Origin of the sequence: Nostoc sp. 'Peltigera membranacea cyanobiont' 232 (assembly GCF_002245985.1) — a bacterium.
GTDB lineage: Bacteria > Cyanobacteriota > Cyanobacteriia > Cyanobacteriales > Nostocaceae > Nostoc.
Window position 1 is genome coordinate 57310 of sequence record NZ_NOLK01000033.1, and the last position, 14468, is coordinate 71777.

General features: G+C 43.2%; 12 protein-coding genes and 2 pseudogenes. 12 read left to right on the forward strand and 2 right to left on the reverse strand.

Annotation, left to right across the window (positions count from 1 at the left end):
• The first annotated feature begins 286 nt into the window (after positions 1 to 286).
• From gntC to CDG79_RS41020, 8 genes and pseudogenes are all read left to right on the forward strand, one after another.
• Positions 287 to 1417 carry a guanitoxin biosynthesis PLP-dependent (S)-gamma-hydroxy-L-arginine cyclodehydratase GntC gene (gntC, locus tag CDG79_RS13795; RefSeq protein WP_094342619.1) on the forward strand — a complete coding sequence of 377 codons (1131 nt, stop codon included), beginning with the start codon at positions 287 to 289 and terminating at the stop codon, positions 1415 to 1417.
• A gap of 78 nt (positions 1418 to 1495) precedes the next feature.
• Entirely contained in the window at positions 1496 to 2455 is a 960-nt protein-coding gene (gntB, locus tag CDG79_RS13800; protein WP_189524990.1) for a guanitoxin biosynthesis L-arginine gamma (S) hydroxylase, read from the forward strand.
• 402 nt (positions 2456 to 2857) lie between these two features.
• Complete coding sequence (locus tag CDG79_RS13805; RefSeq protein WP_094342621.1) at positions 2858 to 3622, forward strand: SDR family NAD(P)-dependent oxidoreductase; 765 nt, start codon at positions 2858 to 2860, stop codon at positions 3620 to 3622.
• Positions 3623 to 3710: 88 nt separating this feature from the next.
• A complete protein-coding gene (locus CDG79_RS13810; RefSeq protein WP_094342622.1) occupies positions 3711 to 5324 on the forward strand; it encodes a cyclic peptide export ABC transporter in 1614 nt (537 codons plus the stop codon).
• A gap of 33 nt (positions 5325 to 5357) precedes the next feature.
• A pseudogene (locus CDG79_RS41015) lies at positions 5358 to 5495 on the forward strand (IS630 family transposase); the annotation flags it as partial.
• Positions 5496 to 5935: 440 nt separating this feature from the next.
• On the forward strand, positions 5936 to 7276 hold the full coding sequence (locus tag CDG79_RS13815) for an efflux RND transporter periplasmic adaptor subunit (protein WP_094342623.1): 1341 nt from the start codon (positions 5936 to 5938) through the stop codon (positions 7274 to 7276).
• 48 nt (positions 7277 to 7324) lie between these two features.
• Positions 7325 to 8530, forward strand: coding sequence for an ABC transporter permease (locus tag CDG79_RS13820; RefSeq protein ID WP_094342624.1), 1206 nt, complete (start codon positions 7325 to 7327; stop codon positions 8528 to 8530).
• Between the two features lie 118 nt (positions 8531 to 8648).
• Positions 8649 to 8801: pseudogene (locus tag CDG79_RS41020) on the forward strand (MFS transporter); the annotation flags it as partial.
• A gap of 18 nt (positions 8802 to 8819) precedes the next feature.
• On the opposite strand, the gene CDG79_RS13825 reads toward CDG79_RS41020, so the two are convergent.
• Positions 8820 to 9694 (reverse strand): IS630 family transposase gene (locus CDG79_RS13825; RefSeq protein ID WP_094342625.1). Its coding sequence is split into 2 segments (ribosomal slippage): positions 8820 to 9362 and positions 9365 to 9694, totalling 873 coding nucleotides; the frame shifts between segments, so codons are not numbered across the junction.
• Positions 9695 to 9988: 294 nt separating this feature from the next.
• Here CDG79_RS13825 and CDG79_RS13830 point away from each other — a divergent pair.
• Genes CDG79_RS13830 through CDG79_RS13845 form a run of 4 tightly spaced genes read left to right on the forward strand, consistent with a single transcriptional unit; the run spans position 9989 to position 11996 of the window.
• Positions 9989 to 10387 (forward strand): helix-turn-helix domain-containing protein, encoded by a 399-nt coding sequence (locus tag CDG79_RS13830; RefSeq protein WP_094342626.1) that lies wholly within the window; start codon positions 9989 to 9991, stop codon positions 10385 to 10387.
• A 47-nt stretch (positions 10388 to 10434) separates the two neighbouring features.
• Positions 10435 to 10701: a hypothetical protein gene (locus CDG79_RS13835; protein WP_333782994.1), complete on the forward strand. Its 267-nt coding sequence runs from the start codon at positions 10435 to 10437 to the stop codon at positions 10699 to 10701.
• A gap of 54 nt (positions 10702 to 10755) precedes the next feature.
• On the forward strand, positions 10756 to 11163 hold the full coding sequence (locus tag CDG79_RS13840) for a transposase (protein ID WP_094342628.1): 408 nt from the start codon (positions 10756 to 10758) through the stop codon (positions 11161 to 11163).
• Positions 11133 to 11996, forward strand: coding sequence for an MFS transporter (locus tag CDG79_RS13845; protein WP_223278139.1), 864 nt, complete (start codon positions 11133 to 11135; stop codon positions 11994 to 11996). Before CDG79_RS13840 ends, CDG79_RS13845 begins: the two co-directional genes overlap by 31 nt.
• Here CDG79_RS13845 and CDG79_RS13850 read toward each other — a convergent pair.
• Positions 11936 to 14203 carry a hypothetical protein gene (locus CDG79_RS13850; RefSeq protein WP_094342629.1) on the reverse strand — a complete coding sequence of 756 codons (2268 nt, stop codon included), beginning with the start codon at positions 14201 to 14203 and terminating at the stop codon, positions 11936 to 11938. The genes CDG79_RS13845 and CDG79_RS13850 overlap by 61 nt on opposite strands.
• Positions 14204 to 14468 lie beyond the last annotated feature (265 nt).

Consider the following 14468-nt stretch of genomic DNA (forward strand, 5'->3'; position numbering starts at 1 on the left):
CGGAAGTTTCACGGAATTCCCCGTCTTCTGACTGAAGACGGGGATGGATAGTGGGTAATGACGAATTGACCCCCAACCCAATACTACGTAGGATTTGCAGGGGAAGCAGGGGAGGGGATTGAGGGAGGGTTCGCAAAAATTCAACCAGAGGCTTCCATTTCTCCCCCTGCTCTTATACTGCTTGCCTCAACTAAGAAATCCCAAAACCTACGCAGTATTGGCTCCACAATTCTTTTGATTATTCACAAAGCATTCACTTGTCCAGGTTGTATTATTTAAGTATGTTATGATCAAGAACATTCCTTCTTTCCTTGAAATTTGGCTAAGTAAGTACGAACAAGCATCTTACAATCTTGGTGAAAGCGGAGTAGCCAACCAGTCTGTCGGAGATTTAATCCAGCTTCTCGATGATCCAGAGGAACTATATCGAGTAAGCTTAGCCAATAACGATACCTATGGCTCCCTCGAACTGAGGAAAGCGATTTCCACCCTTTATGACGGTGTTGACCCAGAGTCCATTCTAGTGACAGCTGGAACAACGGAAGCGATCCTGATTTACTTTCATGTGCGTTACACTGCAGGTGCTAATGTTGTCGTTTTTGTCCCTGCCTTTCACATTCTCCCTGAGGTTCCAGAGTTCCTGGGATATGAAGTGCGTAAAATCCCGCTTCGCCCAGAAAATAACTTTCGCCCTGATTTAGAAGAACTTACTAAGACGGTTGATGAACGAACAAAGGTGATTGTTCTCAACACCCCACATAATCCAACTGGTATTGTCTTTTCTAATGAGGAAGTCCAAGCAATCCTAGTTTTGGCACAAAAGCATGGGGCAGATGTTCTAGCAGACGAACACTATCGCTTTATCCCCCACACAGATACTCCCAGCATTTTGCCTTCCCTCTATGGCAAATCTCCTCAGGTGATTGCGTTAGGTTCACCGGGTAAGTGTTTTGGCTGTATTGGTTTACGGATTGGTTGGTTAATCGGCTCAAAAGAGATTGTTTGTGCCTGCCATGACTTTAAGGACTATACCACCCATACAGTCTGTTCATTGAATGACTTGCTGGCTCGCACTGTCTTACTCAACTGGCAGAAAATTTTGCCCAAATATCAGACTTGGGTAACAAGTAACGTGGCTCAATTTCGTCAGTTTGTTGAGCGGCAAAGCGATCACGTTGGCTGGATTGAGCCGGAAGCAGGCACTGTGATTCTTCCTTTTCTCAAGGACAGCACTCTGGGTAGTGAAGCATTTTTCCGAGAACTAGTTGAAGATACTGGGGTGTTAGTTCTAGCAGGAGAGGCGTTCGATATGCCGGGTTACTTTCGGGTTGGCTTGGGGGTTGAACCCAAGTTTTTTAAAACAGCTTTGGAAAGGTTTTCTCAATTTTTAGCAAAAAAAAATAGGGTGATTATTTAAGAAGTTTAGATGTGCTTACTCTGCTACTAAACTGAATTTTGAATATGACTTGTGTTGAGAGACCGGAGGAAAAATATTGTGAATACTGCAAAAATCAAGGTTTATGAGTTTGAAGACCCAATTAATCAGCAGATTAAGAAGTTAATCGATCTGGATAACTGGCATTCGCTGCTGGCTCTGTTGAAAAATTACGCCTTTATCTTGGCAAGTGTTCTCATCACTTATCAAACCCATTGGTACGGCTACCCATTAGCAGTTTTAGTCATTGGCTCCCGTCAGCGTGCCCTTGCGACATTGCTTCATGAAGCAGCCCACAAGACACTTGCGAGAAATCGATGGCTGAATCTGATTGTGGGTTCTTTTTGTTCTGGCTATCTAATCTTGCAAACAATCACTGCCTATCGTCAGTCCCATGTGCGATACCATCATGGGCACTTCGGTGATCCTGAACTCGACCCAGACTATAAGCTGATGCTAGAGGAGGGTTTGTACGATCACCCAGTTAAACTTCAAAGTTTTGCGCTCAAACATCTCCTTGCACCCCTCTTTCTGAGTAAAGTGCCTGTTTACCTTTACTCGCTAGTACGACATCGCTTATGGGATGGAGGGGATCATCTGGCTGAGAAAGCGTTAATGTTAGCCTATGTTACTAGCATTGTTGCTGGTGCTACTTTCTTGGGACTGGGCAAAGTACTCTTGCTTTTCTGGGTAGTCCCCTACTTAACAACCTTTCAAATTATTGGTTGGTTTATTGAACTTAACGAACATTTTCCGCTAATGCAGAACGACTGTAACCTCTATATGGCTCGCAATCGTCATAGCCATTGGCTGGAATCATTTTTCACTGGAATGCACAATGAAAGCTATCATCTGGTGCATCATCTTAATCCAGCGCTTCCCTTTTGGAACCAAGTCAAAGCCCATCAAGTTTATCTCCAAGATTATAACTATACACAACAGGATACATGCTCAGGTGGAATTTTTATTTCATCTAATGGGCAACCCAGTTTTGTGATGAGTCTGCTCAATCTCAAATAAACCATCCATATGAGCGGTGCAATTCCTCCAACCGTAAGCTTCCATTTTGCTGCTACATTAAAGCCACCAATTTTTTGAGTCTTAGTTACCTTTATTCCTTCGAGGAAAAAAGAAACTCCAGGTTTTAATCCTAAATCATTTAATTCTTGCCAAACACCATCTTCGATAGCCGTTTATGAACAACATACGACACCCAAATGGCTACGACAAATTCCAGGTATTGAAATTCTCCGTCAAACTTGGGTGCATCAATTAGCGAACTTAGCGCAGCTATCCAGGAGATTTTACTGTAATTTTAAATCATTTATCTCTTTTTTCCAAGTTTATTTAATATGAATCTTAGGAAATAACTACAAAACCTAAATTGAAATATTTTATGGATAAATACATAGAGGAATTGACGTGAAATTAGAAGATGTTCGAGCTATAGTTACCGGCGCTGCTAGCGGCATCGGACGTTGCATCTCTATTGAACTGGCACGTGCAGGGGCATTAGTAGTTGGCGGAGATATAGACGTAGATGGGTTGAAAGAACTCGAAACAGAAAGTTTTGGACTCTCTGGCAAGATTTTTGGGATTAAGTTGGACGTAGCTAACGAATCAATAGTAAAAAATTTTGTTGAAGAAGCTTTTGCTAAATTGAGCTATGCCAATGTTTTAGTTAATAATGCCGGTATTTTGCGAGATGGTTTACTAATTACTCGTGACGAAGAAGGTTGGTCGCGCAAGTTACCAACTGCACAATGGAAAAGAGTTATGGATGTGAATTTGTTTGGCCCGTTTTTTATGGCTCGGGAATTTGCTGCTATTGTAATTGAGAAAAATATTTCTCCCGGCGCGATCATCAACATATCCTCCATAACTCGATCGGGTAATCCCGGACAGTCGAACTATAGTGCTTCTAAGGCCGGTCTCGATGCTCTTACTCGTACTTGGGCTTTGGAATTGGCTCCCTGGGGATTGCGGGTTGCAGGTATCGCCCCTGGATTGACTGAAACACCAATTTTAAATTACGTATCTCCAGAAGTACAAGCAGAAATAATCGCCAAAATTCCTTTGGGTCGCATGGCAAAACCTTATGAAATCTGGCTGGCTATGCGTTTTATTATCGAGTGTGACTACTTTACTGGTAGCACCATCGAAGTCAATGGAGGAGCAATGTTTTAAGGAACGTGGATTTATTAACTTACAATTCTTGTTCATCGGCTAATCTGGTATTTAAAAGTTTTGCACTTTCTTTAATCCACATTCCTAAATGAATTTAATATCTTTTCTACTGAAAACATCTCGAACTACGATTGCAGTGGTAATTTTTACCGGAACAACAAGTGGTTCTTCTAGCGTATTTTTAATTGCTCTAATTAACGGTGCAGTTAACAGCAAGGGCCCAGTCAGCAGTTTACAAATCTGGACTTTTATTGGATTGCTAGTGTTCTCCTTTGCCGCTAATTTTACCACTCATACGCTCCTGGCTAAAATGGCTGAAACAGCAATTTATCAGCTGCGATTGCGTCTGAGTAGGAAGATTTTGTCTTGCCCTTTGCGGCATTTGGAAGAATTGGGGTCAAATCGCTTGTTAGCTACTTTAACCCATGATACTGGCGCGATTGGTATAGGAGTGTCTAGTCTCCCCTTTTTCTTGATTAACATTACTGTAATAATCGGTTGTCTGATTTATTTAATTTGGCTTTCTCGGCTGGTGTTTTTGCTCACGGTAGTTCTCTTTGTCTTGGGAATTGCCCTAGTGAATTTTTTGTATTGGACCATTATTCGATTTGAAAAACTAGCTCGAGACGAAGAAGACCGCCTGTTCAAAGACTTTCGCGCGATTACAGACGGGATCAAGGAACTGAAGCTTCATCGCTCTCGACACAATGCTTTTCTTTCCGAACATTTGCAAACAACAGCAATATCTTTACGAAATTATCGAGTAGCAGCTTCTAAATTTTTTGCGCTCGCCACTAGCTACGGAGAATTTCAGCAATTCATTCTCTTGGCTGTAGTCGTCTTTGCTTTACCCCAAATATTCCCAGTTAAAAATCAATTATTCTCTAGCTACATTCTGACGCTTACTTATCTAACTCGTGCAGTACAAATGGTCGTGCAAAACCTCTCGATTTTCTCTCAAGCTAATGTTGCTTTGCAAAAAATTGACCAGTTAGGTTTGTTGCTTTCCGAACAAGTTGAGAATTCGGTTATGCTTAAATTTCCTTCCGAGTCTTCCTCTTATCAAATAGACTTTATTCAAGTCACTCACAGTTACCACGGCAAAGGTAAGCAGAGCAATTTTGAACTGGGTCCTATAGACTTAACGATTAATTCTGGCGAACTTATTTTTATTGTGGGTGGGAATGGTTCTGGCAAGTCTACTCTTGCTAAACTAATTACTGGACTATACATTCCCGAAAAAGGTAAAATTCTGCTTAATGGACAACCTATTACTAACCAAAATCTAGAAGCTTATCGACAACTTTTTACAACCATATTTGCTGATTTTTATCTGTTTGACAGAATTTTAGGCATCGATTTAAAAAATTTAGATGACCAAGCTTTCGAGTATCTCCAAAAATTAGAATTAAACCATAAAGTAGAAGTCCATGAGGGTATATTTTCAACCATCGATTTATCTCAAGGACAACGCAAGCGTCTAGCTTTGCTGATAGCTTTTTTAGAAGATAGACCAATTTATTTATTTGACGAATGGGCCTCAGATCAAGACCCTTATTTTCGAGATATTTTTTACAAACAAATTTTGATGGAACTAAAAACAATGGGCAAAATTGTTTTAGTAATTAGCCACGACGATCGCTATTTTCATTTAGCAGATCGGATTGTTAAGTTAGACTACGGCCAAGTTGTCACCAATTAAGGAGCAAACATTGAAAAAATCACCACCTGACAAAATTATAATTTAATTGAATTGGTTTGGCATTCAGCAAAAGAATATATAGCTCATAGATTGTTTGAGTCAGTATCACAGCTAGAAGAGTTGTTAAATAAACTGCTAAATGAAGGAGGTCTTATTATAACTGGAGTTTAGACTAAAGCGATATGAGAGAACCGCAAATCAAATAGAGTTAGAAATTAAAAATATTATTTTGTCAGCCTCAAAGCATCCACGACCTTTAACAATTCTGTAGTATATGGGGTATGAGTAGCATTCGCGCAGAAAACCGAGTTAAGCTTAAAAGCCTTATTAAATAAGGATTCTCATGATAACGAAGGTCATTGACGCTCTGCTGATCATCGAGTCACTACTCAACGATAAAGTAAGGGTTTCAGCTTTTAAAAATGCTTGTATTACTCATGTAATATCTCTTAACCCGGTTTTCTGCGCGAATGCTACTCATACCCCAATCAGTCTGGATAAATTCTTCAGAACAACCTTTAAATAACGCAAAGTTGTGTGCGAAGGCAAAGTTACCCAGAGTTATTGAGTAGTAGTCTCTTGCATGTTTTAGCAACACAACCAATAAACCTATGCAACTTCCGATCTTTGGCAAAGTCAAGAAGCCTATCCCTTGGGTTATAGGACTATTAGCAGCTGGGTTGTTAGGCACTGCTACTGCTGTAATTCTTACAATCCGAAGTACGACGCCCAAATCAGATATCACCAACCTGACAGTGGCGGTGGCTTCTAGGAACCTAACCGTTCAGATTAAAGCCAACGGAGTTGTCCAGGCAGTGCGGAAAATCAATCTCAGTCCCAAAGAGGCAGGCCGGATTGCTCAATTGTATGTGGACGAAGGTGACCAGGTAGAGCAGGGCAAATTGTTAGCGCGCATGGAAAGTGAGCAATTTCAAGCCCAGGTGGATCAATATAAGGCAGCAGTGGTCAAAGCATCTGCTGAGCTTGCCGAAAAGCGGACTGGGACGCGTCCAGAGGAGATTGCGGAAGCTCAAGCCAGAGTGGCTACTGCACAAGCCAACATAGCTGATGCTCAAGCACAGTTGAATCGTGCTACGGAAGAACTCAAGCGCAACCAATTTCTAGCACAGCAGGGGGCAATCTCGCGTGATACGCTAGGGGATTTTTTAAGTAAAGAGCGCCAAGCGCAGGCTAACCTGGAAGCACAAAATGCTGGGCTGAGAGAACAAAGGGAAAGCCTGAAAAAACTCCGCAATGGTACACGAAAAGAAGAAATCGCTGCCTCTGAAGCTGACCTTAACCAAGCCAAGGCTCAATTGCTATACTATGAGACTCAGTTGGAAAATACATTTATCCGTGCTCCTTTCGCTGGCACGATTACGCGACGATTTGCCCAAAAAGGAGACTTTGTGACACCAACCACTTCAGCTTCTTCCAGTGACGGTGCGACTTCGGCATCGATTGCTGAACTTTCTAGTGGCTTGGAAGTCGAAGCCAAAGTGCCCGAAGTCAGTATGGCGCGAATTAAACCAGGTCAGAACGTTGAGATTCGTGCTGATGCCTATCCTGACAATGTTTTTAAGGGACGCGTTCGGTTAATCGCCCCCACAGCGGTTAAGGAAGACAACGTCACGTTTATTAGAGTCAAAGTAGATCTGCAAACGGGTCAAGACTTACTCAAACCAGGCATAAATGTGAAGTTGACCTTCCTGGGCAAGCAGATTAGCAATGCTTTAGTTGTTCCCCTAGCAGCCATTATTACCAAAAAAGACGGGCAAACAGGTGTACTGATACCCGATCAAAACAATAAAGCCCAATTCCGCCCTGTTACCGTTGGTGTCACTTCCGGCAATCAAACCCAGATTCTTCAGGGAGCTTCCGAAGGTGAACGGGTATTCATCCAACCTCCAGCAGACCAAAAAATCGACGGGGTTGATACGATTGCGTTCTAGTTGATACAGGGGGAGATGAGGAGATGGGGAGAAAGCGGAGGCTAACTAATGGATATTGTTGAAAGCTTTATGATGGCGACCAAGACCTTAACTACTAATAAGCTACGCAGTAGCTTAACTATGTTAGGGATAATTATTGGCAACGCCTCTGTTATTGCCATGATTGGCATTGGTCAAGGAGCGCAAAGTTATATGCTGGGAAAGCTGGAGTCTTTTGGAGCTAATCGGCTGGTTGTGTTTCCAAGTAGTCAAGATACCCAGGGTTTAACTGTCCAAGAGCCAACACTGGTGTTGTCAGATGCGGAAGCGATTAAAACCCAAGTACCTGCCGTGACTCAGGTAGCTCCCATAATTTCATCAAAACTGTTGATTGCCCACGGCAGCAGACAGATGTCTACCAATGTGTTTGGTACGACGCCAGACATGACTTCCGTGATGAATATATTGGTGACTAATGGGCGTTTTTTTGACCTTTCTCAGCAACAGCAGAATGCTCAGGTGGCGGCTCTAGGGCCAGAAGCTGCCCGCAAGCTTTTTGGCAGTGATAACCCCATTGGTCAGGAGGTACTGATCAACAATCTCTCGTTTCAAGTGATTGGGATGATGCAGGCCAAGGGGTCTTTAGGAGGAGACAATCCAGATGAGCTTGTCTACGTACCCATTACCGCTATGGCTAGCCAAATTTCTGGACGCAAGTCCCCCTATGGCATCCCTGTGGACTATATCCAGGTTTCTGCTCAGGATAAGTCGAGTATCCGGGCGGCAGCGTTTCAGATGAGCAACGTACTGACACGGCTGCACGGCAAGAAAGACTTTACCGTCGTAGCTAATAAGTCTTTTCAGGATCTCATTGGTCAAGTCACCGGTGCTATGAGCCTGATGCTGGCTGCGATCGCTGGCATTTCCCTTTTGGTTGGCGGCATTGGTATTATGAATATTATGCTCGTCTCGGTTACTGAGCGTACCAAGGAAATTGGGCTACGGAAAGCCATTGGTGCTACCCAACAAGCTATTCTGACTCAGTTCATTATTGAGGCGGTGATTCTGTCAGTTGCTGGGGGCTTGGTAGGCACCAGTGTCGGTGTTAGTGGCGCGATGTTCGTAGCAGTGTTTACCCCCTTGAAGCCCACTGTTCCACTGAGTGTGATCGCGATCTCTGTCGGAGTCTCTGGCAGCATTGGTCTGATATTTGGCATCGTCCCAGCTCGTCGCGCTGCTCAACTCGATCCGATTGTTGCCCTCAGGAGTGCTTAGCGCTCCTTTATATCTCTGATGAGAGAAAAATGCTCTGATTTGCTGAGATTTTTGAAACTGGGGTATGAGTAGCATTCGCGCAGAAAACCGGGTTAAGAGATATTATCCCTCTTTCAAGATGAATACCTTGACATTTTTCCGCAGCTTGAGGAATCCGGTATTTGCAAGGCTGTACACTGCTCAGACCACTAGTTTATTGGGCGATGCACTTACTTGGGTGGGTTTAGCCCTTCTGGCCTTTGAGTTAGCTGGAAAAAATGCTGTGGTTGTATAGCAACCGCCACGGCGGTTAGGACGCTAGAGATAAGATATGCTCCATCGCATCCCGTAGACACTCACATTGGTCAAGTTGTTTACGAATGCGACTTTTGAGCCAAGACCAGCATTGCTCAATCTTGTTGAGATCCGGTGAATAGGGGGGTAAGTACAGCAGTTTACAACCTGCTTGCTGAATCAGTTGCTCAATACGACCGCCTTTATGGAACGTGGCATTATCGACTACTACCACCTGCCCTGGTTCCAGCAGAGGAATTAAGCAGGTTTTCAACCAAATCTCGAACACAATCCGGTTGCAGGAACCTTCGATTGTAAAAGGAGCCATTAGTTGCTGATTACGCAAGGCTGCAATCATATTCACTCGACCTTGCCGCCGTCCTGGTTTGAGCGCATGAAACCGTTGTCCTTTCTCATTCCAGCCATAACCGTAGTCTTCTCGATTGTCCATACCCGCTTCATCGACATAAACAATCGTTTCATCTGCTTGGGTTGTCAACTGTTCTATGAATGCTTGCCGTTTGACCTCATCCCGCTCTTGATAGCCATAGGTCTTTTTTTTCGCGTGAACCCTATTTTCTTCAACGCTCTTGCAATTGTGCGATCGCTTATGTCGTCCTCCCACAGTTGAGCCATCTCCACCTGGGTTTTATCACCATGAGATTTAGCAAAAGCCCGAAATTGCTCCCAGTCTGTGATTTTGTGGTTATTACCAGGCGGATGGTTGGGCTTCGGCTGAATATCTCCAGTTTCGGCTTTGCGGTGCAACCACAGGTTGATCGTGTTGCGGCTGATATTGAAGAGTTTACTGGCTTCGCTTTTCTTCAATCCATCTAACTCGATTGATTGGAGCACCTTCTGGCGGAAGTCGTAACTGTAGGGTTTAGCCATAGCAAATTAGACCAGAGCAGGTCATGATAATACTTCTAGTCTATGTCCTAATAGACTAGACGGTTGCTATACTTTCAGTCGCTTTGACTTTGCGTGTCACGGCTTTTGTGTTACTGTCTCCTCTTGCAGGCGTGATCGCAAGAAAATCATGGTCATTACCCATATATTCAGAATGCTAATTGTGGGTATGTTGCCTTTTGTGACGCAGATTTGGCAAGTTTACGTATTACAGCAATTTTCAGGTAATTGAACCACAAGCTAAGTTAGACTGAAGAGATAATATTGTATGAATAGATGCCAGTATCTTACTCAAAGGATTTGCGTGAGCGTGTGATTATGGCGTGGGAAGCCAAAGAAGGCTCTCAACGCCAGTTGGCGCAAAGATTTAAGGTCAGCTTGTCATTTGTCAGAAACCTACTGCGTCAGTATCGGACAAATGGACAAATAGAGGCAAAACGACGTGGAGGATATCAAAAGCCAACGATCAAAAACGAGCATCTGGGCCTTATCCAGTCTTTAGTTGAGGGAAAAAATGATTTGCTACTCAGAGAATTATGCGATCGCTATGCAGAACACACAGGGATTAGTGTAAGTATTACGACAATGCATCGTGTACTAGAAAAATTAGGCTTAGGATGTAAAAAAAAAGTCTTTACGCCAGCGAGCAAGACACCCCAAGAGTACAAGAGTTAAGACATGACTATCGCCGAACTTTAGATAAAATTGATGTTAGAAACCTGATATTTGTCGATGAAGCGGGATTGAATTTATCAATGTCACGCTTATTTGCTAGAGCCATGAATGGCTTCATAGCAGTTGGTAGTATACCTGGAAGTAAGGGTGGAAACGTTTCTTTAATTGGTGCTTTAAGCCTTGATGGACTGGTTGCAGCGATGACTGTACCAGGAAGTACAAATACTGATGTATTCCTCACTTATGTAACTGAGATACTAATCAGTAAACCAAAAAGTTTTTTAGAAGTCTTACCATCTGGACATTTCAGCTAAAGCCAGGGATATCACAAAACTCACAAAACAACGTTAAATTGACCATTTCAGACGATGCCCCTAGTTATCTCGAAGCGATCGCTCTATTACCAATGGTGTTTGCTGACTGATTTACAATGGCTGAAACCCCTATTTTTACGTTCGTTTTCAGAACTTTGTGGTTTACTGCTAATACCTCAGTTATGGAAAGGGGCAATCGTGGTCATGGATAATCTTCGGGTTCATCACGCTGAACGTGTAAGAGTTGCAATTGAGTCGGTCGGTGCAAAAGTCAAGTTTTTGCCCCCCTACTCTCCTGATTTATCCCCCATAGAACTATGTTGGTCGAAACTCAAGCAATTTCTCCGTTCTTGTGAAGCACGCACACTAGAATCACTCGACCAAGCAATGGTTCTTGCTGTCAATTACATTACTCAAGATGATGCCTTCGGTTGGTTCAACCACTGTGGTCTATTTACCTGAAAATTGCTGTAATATTTGCGCTTAACGTCTTTAATGCTTTCTTCACCCCAACTTACCAAGCCACAATTCCATTAGTCACGGGTGAGAATGACTATGCAGGCGCGATCGCTCTTTCGGCTGCTACTTATCAATTACTTGGTGTACTTAGCCCTGGTATCGCTGGAAGTGTCGCCGCCTTCATTGGTGCGAGACAAGTTTTCTTTTTGGATGCTCTCAGCTTTGCGATCGCAGCAGTCTTAATCTTCACCCTACCAGGTCAGCTCGTTGTTGCACAAAATCAACAGCCTTCCAGGACAACACGCCGAACATGGGGAGACATTAAAGACGGTACAACTCGCCTGCTTACAGATGCACCTATTCGTTACGCGCTAGCGATGCAGTTAGTCGCATCAATTGCCGGAACGCAGATATTAGTAAATACTGTTGGCTATGTTCAAGGTACACTCAAATTGGGAGAAGTGCAGTACGGCTGGGTGATGGCAGCTTTTGGGATTGGTGCAACCCTGTGTGCAGTTGCGGTTGGTACGTTCAATAGAAGTTTGCCACGTACAACATTTGTTTTGATTGGTGCAACTTTGATAACATTGGTTTTGTTGCCTGCTAACTACGCAAATTTAGCACCACTGATACTGTTATGGTTTGTGGCGGGTGCAGGGCAAAGTTTAGTAAACTTACCCACCCAGACATTAATTGCAGACCGCATCCCCACTGCTGTACAAGGACGAGTTTATGGCGCACACTTTGCCTGGAGTCATCTTTGGTGGGCAATCTCCTACCCTCTTGCAGGTTGGTTGGGAAGTAACTTTGCTGAACGTGACGTCTCACCTTCTTGAAACGCCAACTCCAACGAAAACGGCAGCCATCCAGGATTAGTAGCTGCCCACTCGTTAGCTTCTGCAATTAGAGTTTTGTTACCTGAATCGAGATAAAATTGCATTTTGGCACTCTGCTCCAGTCTTTCGCGTTCTTTGCCCCCAATTAGACATCGCACAATTAGGCAGTACTTTCTAGCTACACGCTTGGCGTAAGATGCTGCTTGGAGTCGCAACTTAGTCAGATTCTTCAGTTCTGACAAAGCGAGAGTTGCTGCTGGGTCGCTTAAAGGTGTACTTTGCTCTCTAACTTCAGCTTTTTGTGACGTTTCAGACGGCACAATTGCAGGTGTAGGCGCAGTAAGCGGAATACTAGCAGAATTGATTAATAAGTTTTTGTTATTGTAATTTTCAGCCGCGCTGGGGTTAGAAAGGTATTTAAAATCCTTATCTGAATTACTTTGATTAACATTTTGAGCAAGTTGTATAATATTTGAAGAAACTGATGAATTATCAGAATTATTAAAAGATGAAGTTAACGACAAATCTTCTGGTTGTAATAAATTCAATTCTTCAAAATTAAAATTAATTTCGTCAGATTCATCTTGTACCTGTAGTACAAATAATTCTCCTTCAGACTTAGCAACTTCTTCAAAACTTGCTGCTGCCAACTGCCCTGTAGGGGCATCGGCAGCAGAAGGTAAACATTTACAAAAAACCTTCATATAGTAAAAATGACCGTCACTTTGGTTTTGGTAAGGGTTTTCAACACTCTGTTTTGCAAATGAGTTTTGAAAGCTATTAAATTGCCCGTCATTGCTTGATTGATAAGGGTTTAAGCTATTTTCTACCCAAGGATCTAAGATGTAGCGCGTGGGATGCCACAAATGCAAGTGCTTTTGTAGTGTCTCTTGTGAGATAGTTTTGTGAAAGCGGCGCTTGTATTCAGCACGTATTGCTTTACCCCGTTCAGTAGCCCCTACTGGCAACCCTCTATCCCACTCTATTGCCCTTACCACTAACTGGATACGTTGTTGAGCTTTTTGGCTGCGTTCCCAGTTTTGTTGCTTACGACGGTCAAATGGGATTACGTTGTCTTTGGGTTTATCAATGCTGCTAATGCCTGCTATGGCTTCTGCAAATGTGTTTGCGAATGTACCCAACAACCTTTCGGGATAACTGATGTAAGCGCTGTACCATTTGTTGCGAATTGTGGATTCTACCCAATGCCGCACTCTAGCTTCGATTTCGTGTTGGTGTCGGCAATATTGGCTGTAGCCAGGGGCGTTCATTGCGGTAGTAAGGCAAAATTCGACTAATTTATCACTCTCTAAGTCTAAAAAGACGATTCCGTACCCTACGAAGATTTGTAGAAGGGTGTTTGTTTGTCCTTTTCCTGTCCAACCTGTGGTGATGATTTCTTCCCAGTTGGCACGCCACTGTACAATGTCAGCAGACTCTTGCTTGCGATATCTCTCCCGTGAAATTTGTTTTTTGGCTTTGTTCGCTACCCGTTTTAGTTTGGTTAAATCTTGCCGACTGGCCGCGCGATCGCAATAATCGAGGAAGATAGAAACTGAGTCACTAATTGGTTGTAAGTCGTCATTAAGTAGAAATGACCCGCTACCTGGTTGCATAGGGCAGCGGATGGCTTTGTAGTTGGTTATTTGTTTGGCACTATATGGTTTGGTGTTGGGGAAGATTTCTAGGTGTCCTTGGCGGAGGATAAAACCTGCATTTCTCAAGGTAATCTCTAGGGCGCAGGCTAAACCAAAAGTGGGCAGGGGAGATGCAAAGGTTAGGATTAGGTGATAGCCGCCACTAAAGCTGGACTGGAGGATAATGATATCGACTATGCCAATGTCCTCTAGCGCTGCTTTGATGCGATTTATAGATTCAATTTTGTGATAGTCCCCAAAAAAGTCTAAATCAATTGTGGCGTAACGTGTTGTGTTGTCAAAGCGCAGACCTACTAGTTTTGACTTGTCTTGGTGCAGCTTCCACAGTTGGGAGGGTTGGAGATAATAATCGATAGTGCGCCATGCTGGTTTTGCACCTTCTACTAAAGAAGGGGCAACTATCGCCCCAAATGGATGCCAAAAGCGCTCTACGTAGCGTTTACCCACGGATTCTGCGGGCAGGTGGGGTTTGATTTTCTTTTTTGAAGGCTGTGAAAGGCTTAATTGGGGCTTGTTATCAAAATCTGCCCCGAAATTTTCTTGGAACATGAGTGACTGTCCTGATGATTTTTGTACATCAGGTAGCCTCGCTGTTGGTCAAAATGTGTTAGCCTAAATTTGAATTTTTTTTTAGATTCATTCAATCAAGCGTTGGTTATTCGCTTGTTGGAGGCGACTGGTAATCGTCTCGTGGTTGAAAGCAAACAAAGGTTTATACTTGTTTAGGCTTAGACATACGTAGGCTTAGGCTAAGATTTAGTCCAACACGCTTCACCAACAACAATGCGACTACCCAACTTTTTTTTGGTAATTA

Coding starts and splice junctions, on each gene's coding strand:
- gntC (WP_094342619.1), top strand. CDS start 287: ATGATCAAGAACATTCCTTCTTTCCTTGAAATTTGGCTAAGTAAGTAC.
- CDG79_RS13810 (WP_094342622.1), top strand. CDS start 3,711: ATGAATTTAATATCTTTTCTACTGAAAACATCTCGAACTACGATTGCA.
- CDG79_RS13815 (WP_094342623.1), top strand. CDS start 5,936: ATGCAACTTCCGATCTTTGGCAAAGTCAAGAAGCCTATCCCTTGGGTT.
- CDG79_RS13820 (WP_094342624.1), top strand. CDS start 7,325: ATGGATATTGTTGAAAGCTTTATGATGGCGACCAAGACCTTAACTACT.
- CDG79_RS13830 (WP_094342626.1), top strand. CDS start 9,989: ATGCCAGTATCTTACTCAAAGGATTTGCGTGAGCGTGTGATTATGGCG.
- CDG79_RS13840 (WP_094342628.1), top strand. CDS start 10,756: ATGCCCCTAGTTATCTCGAAGCGATCGCTCTATTACCAATGGTGTTTG.
- CDG79_RS13850 (WP_094342629.1), bottom strand. CDS start 14,203: ATGTTCCAAGAAAATTTCGGGGCAGATTTTGATAACAAGCCCCAATTA.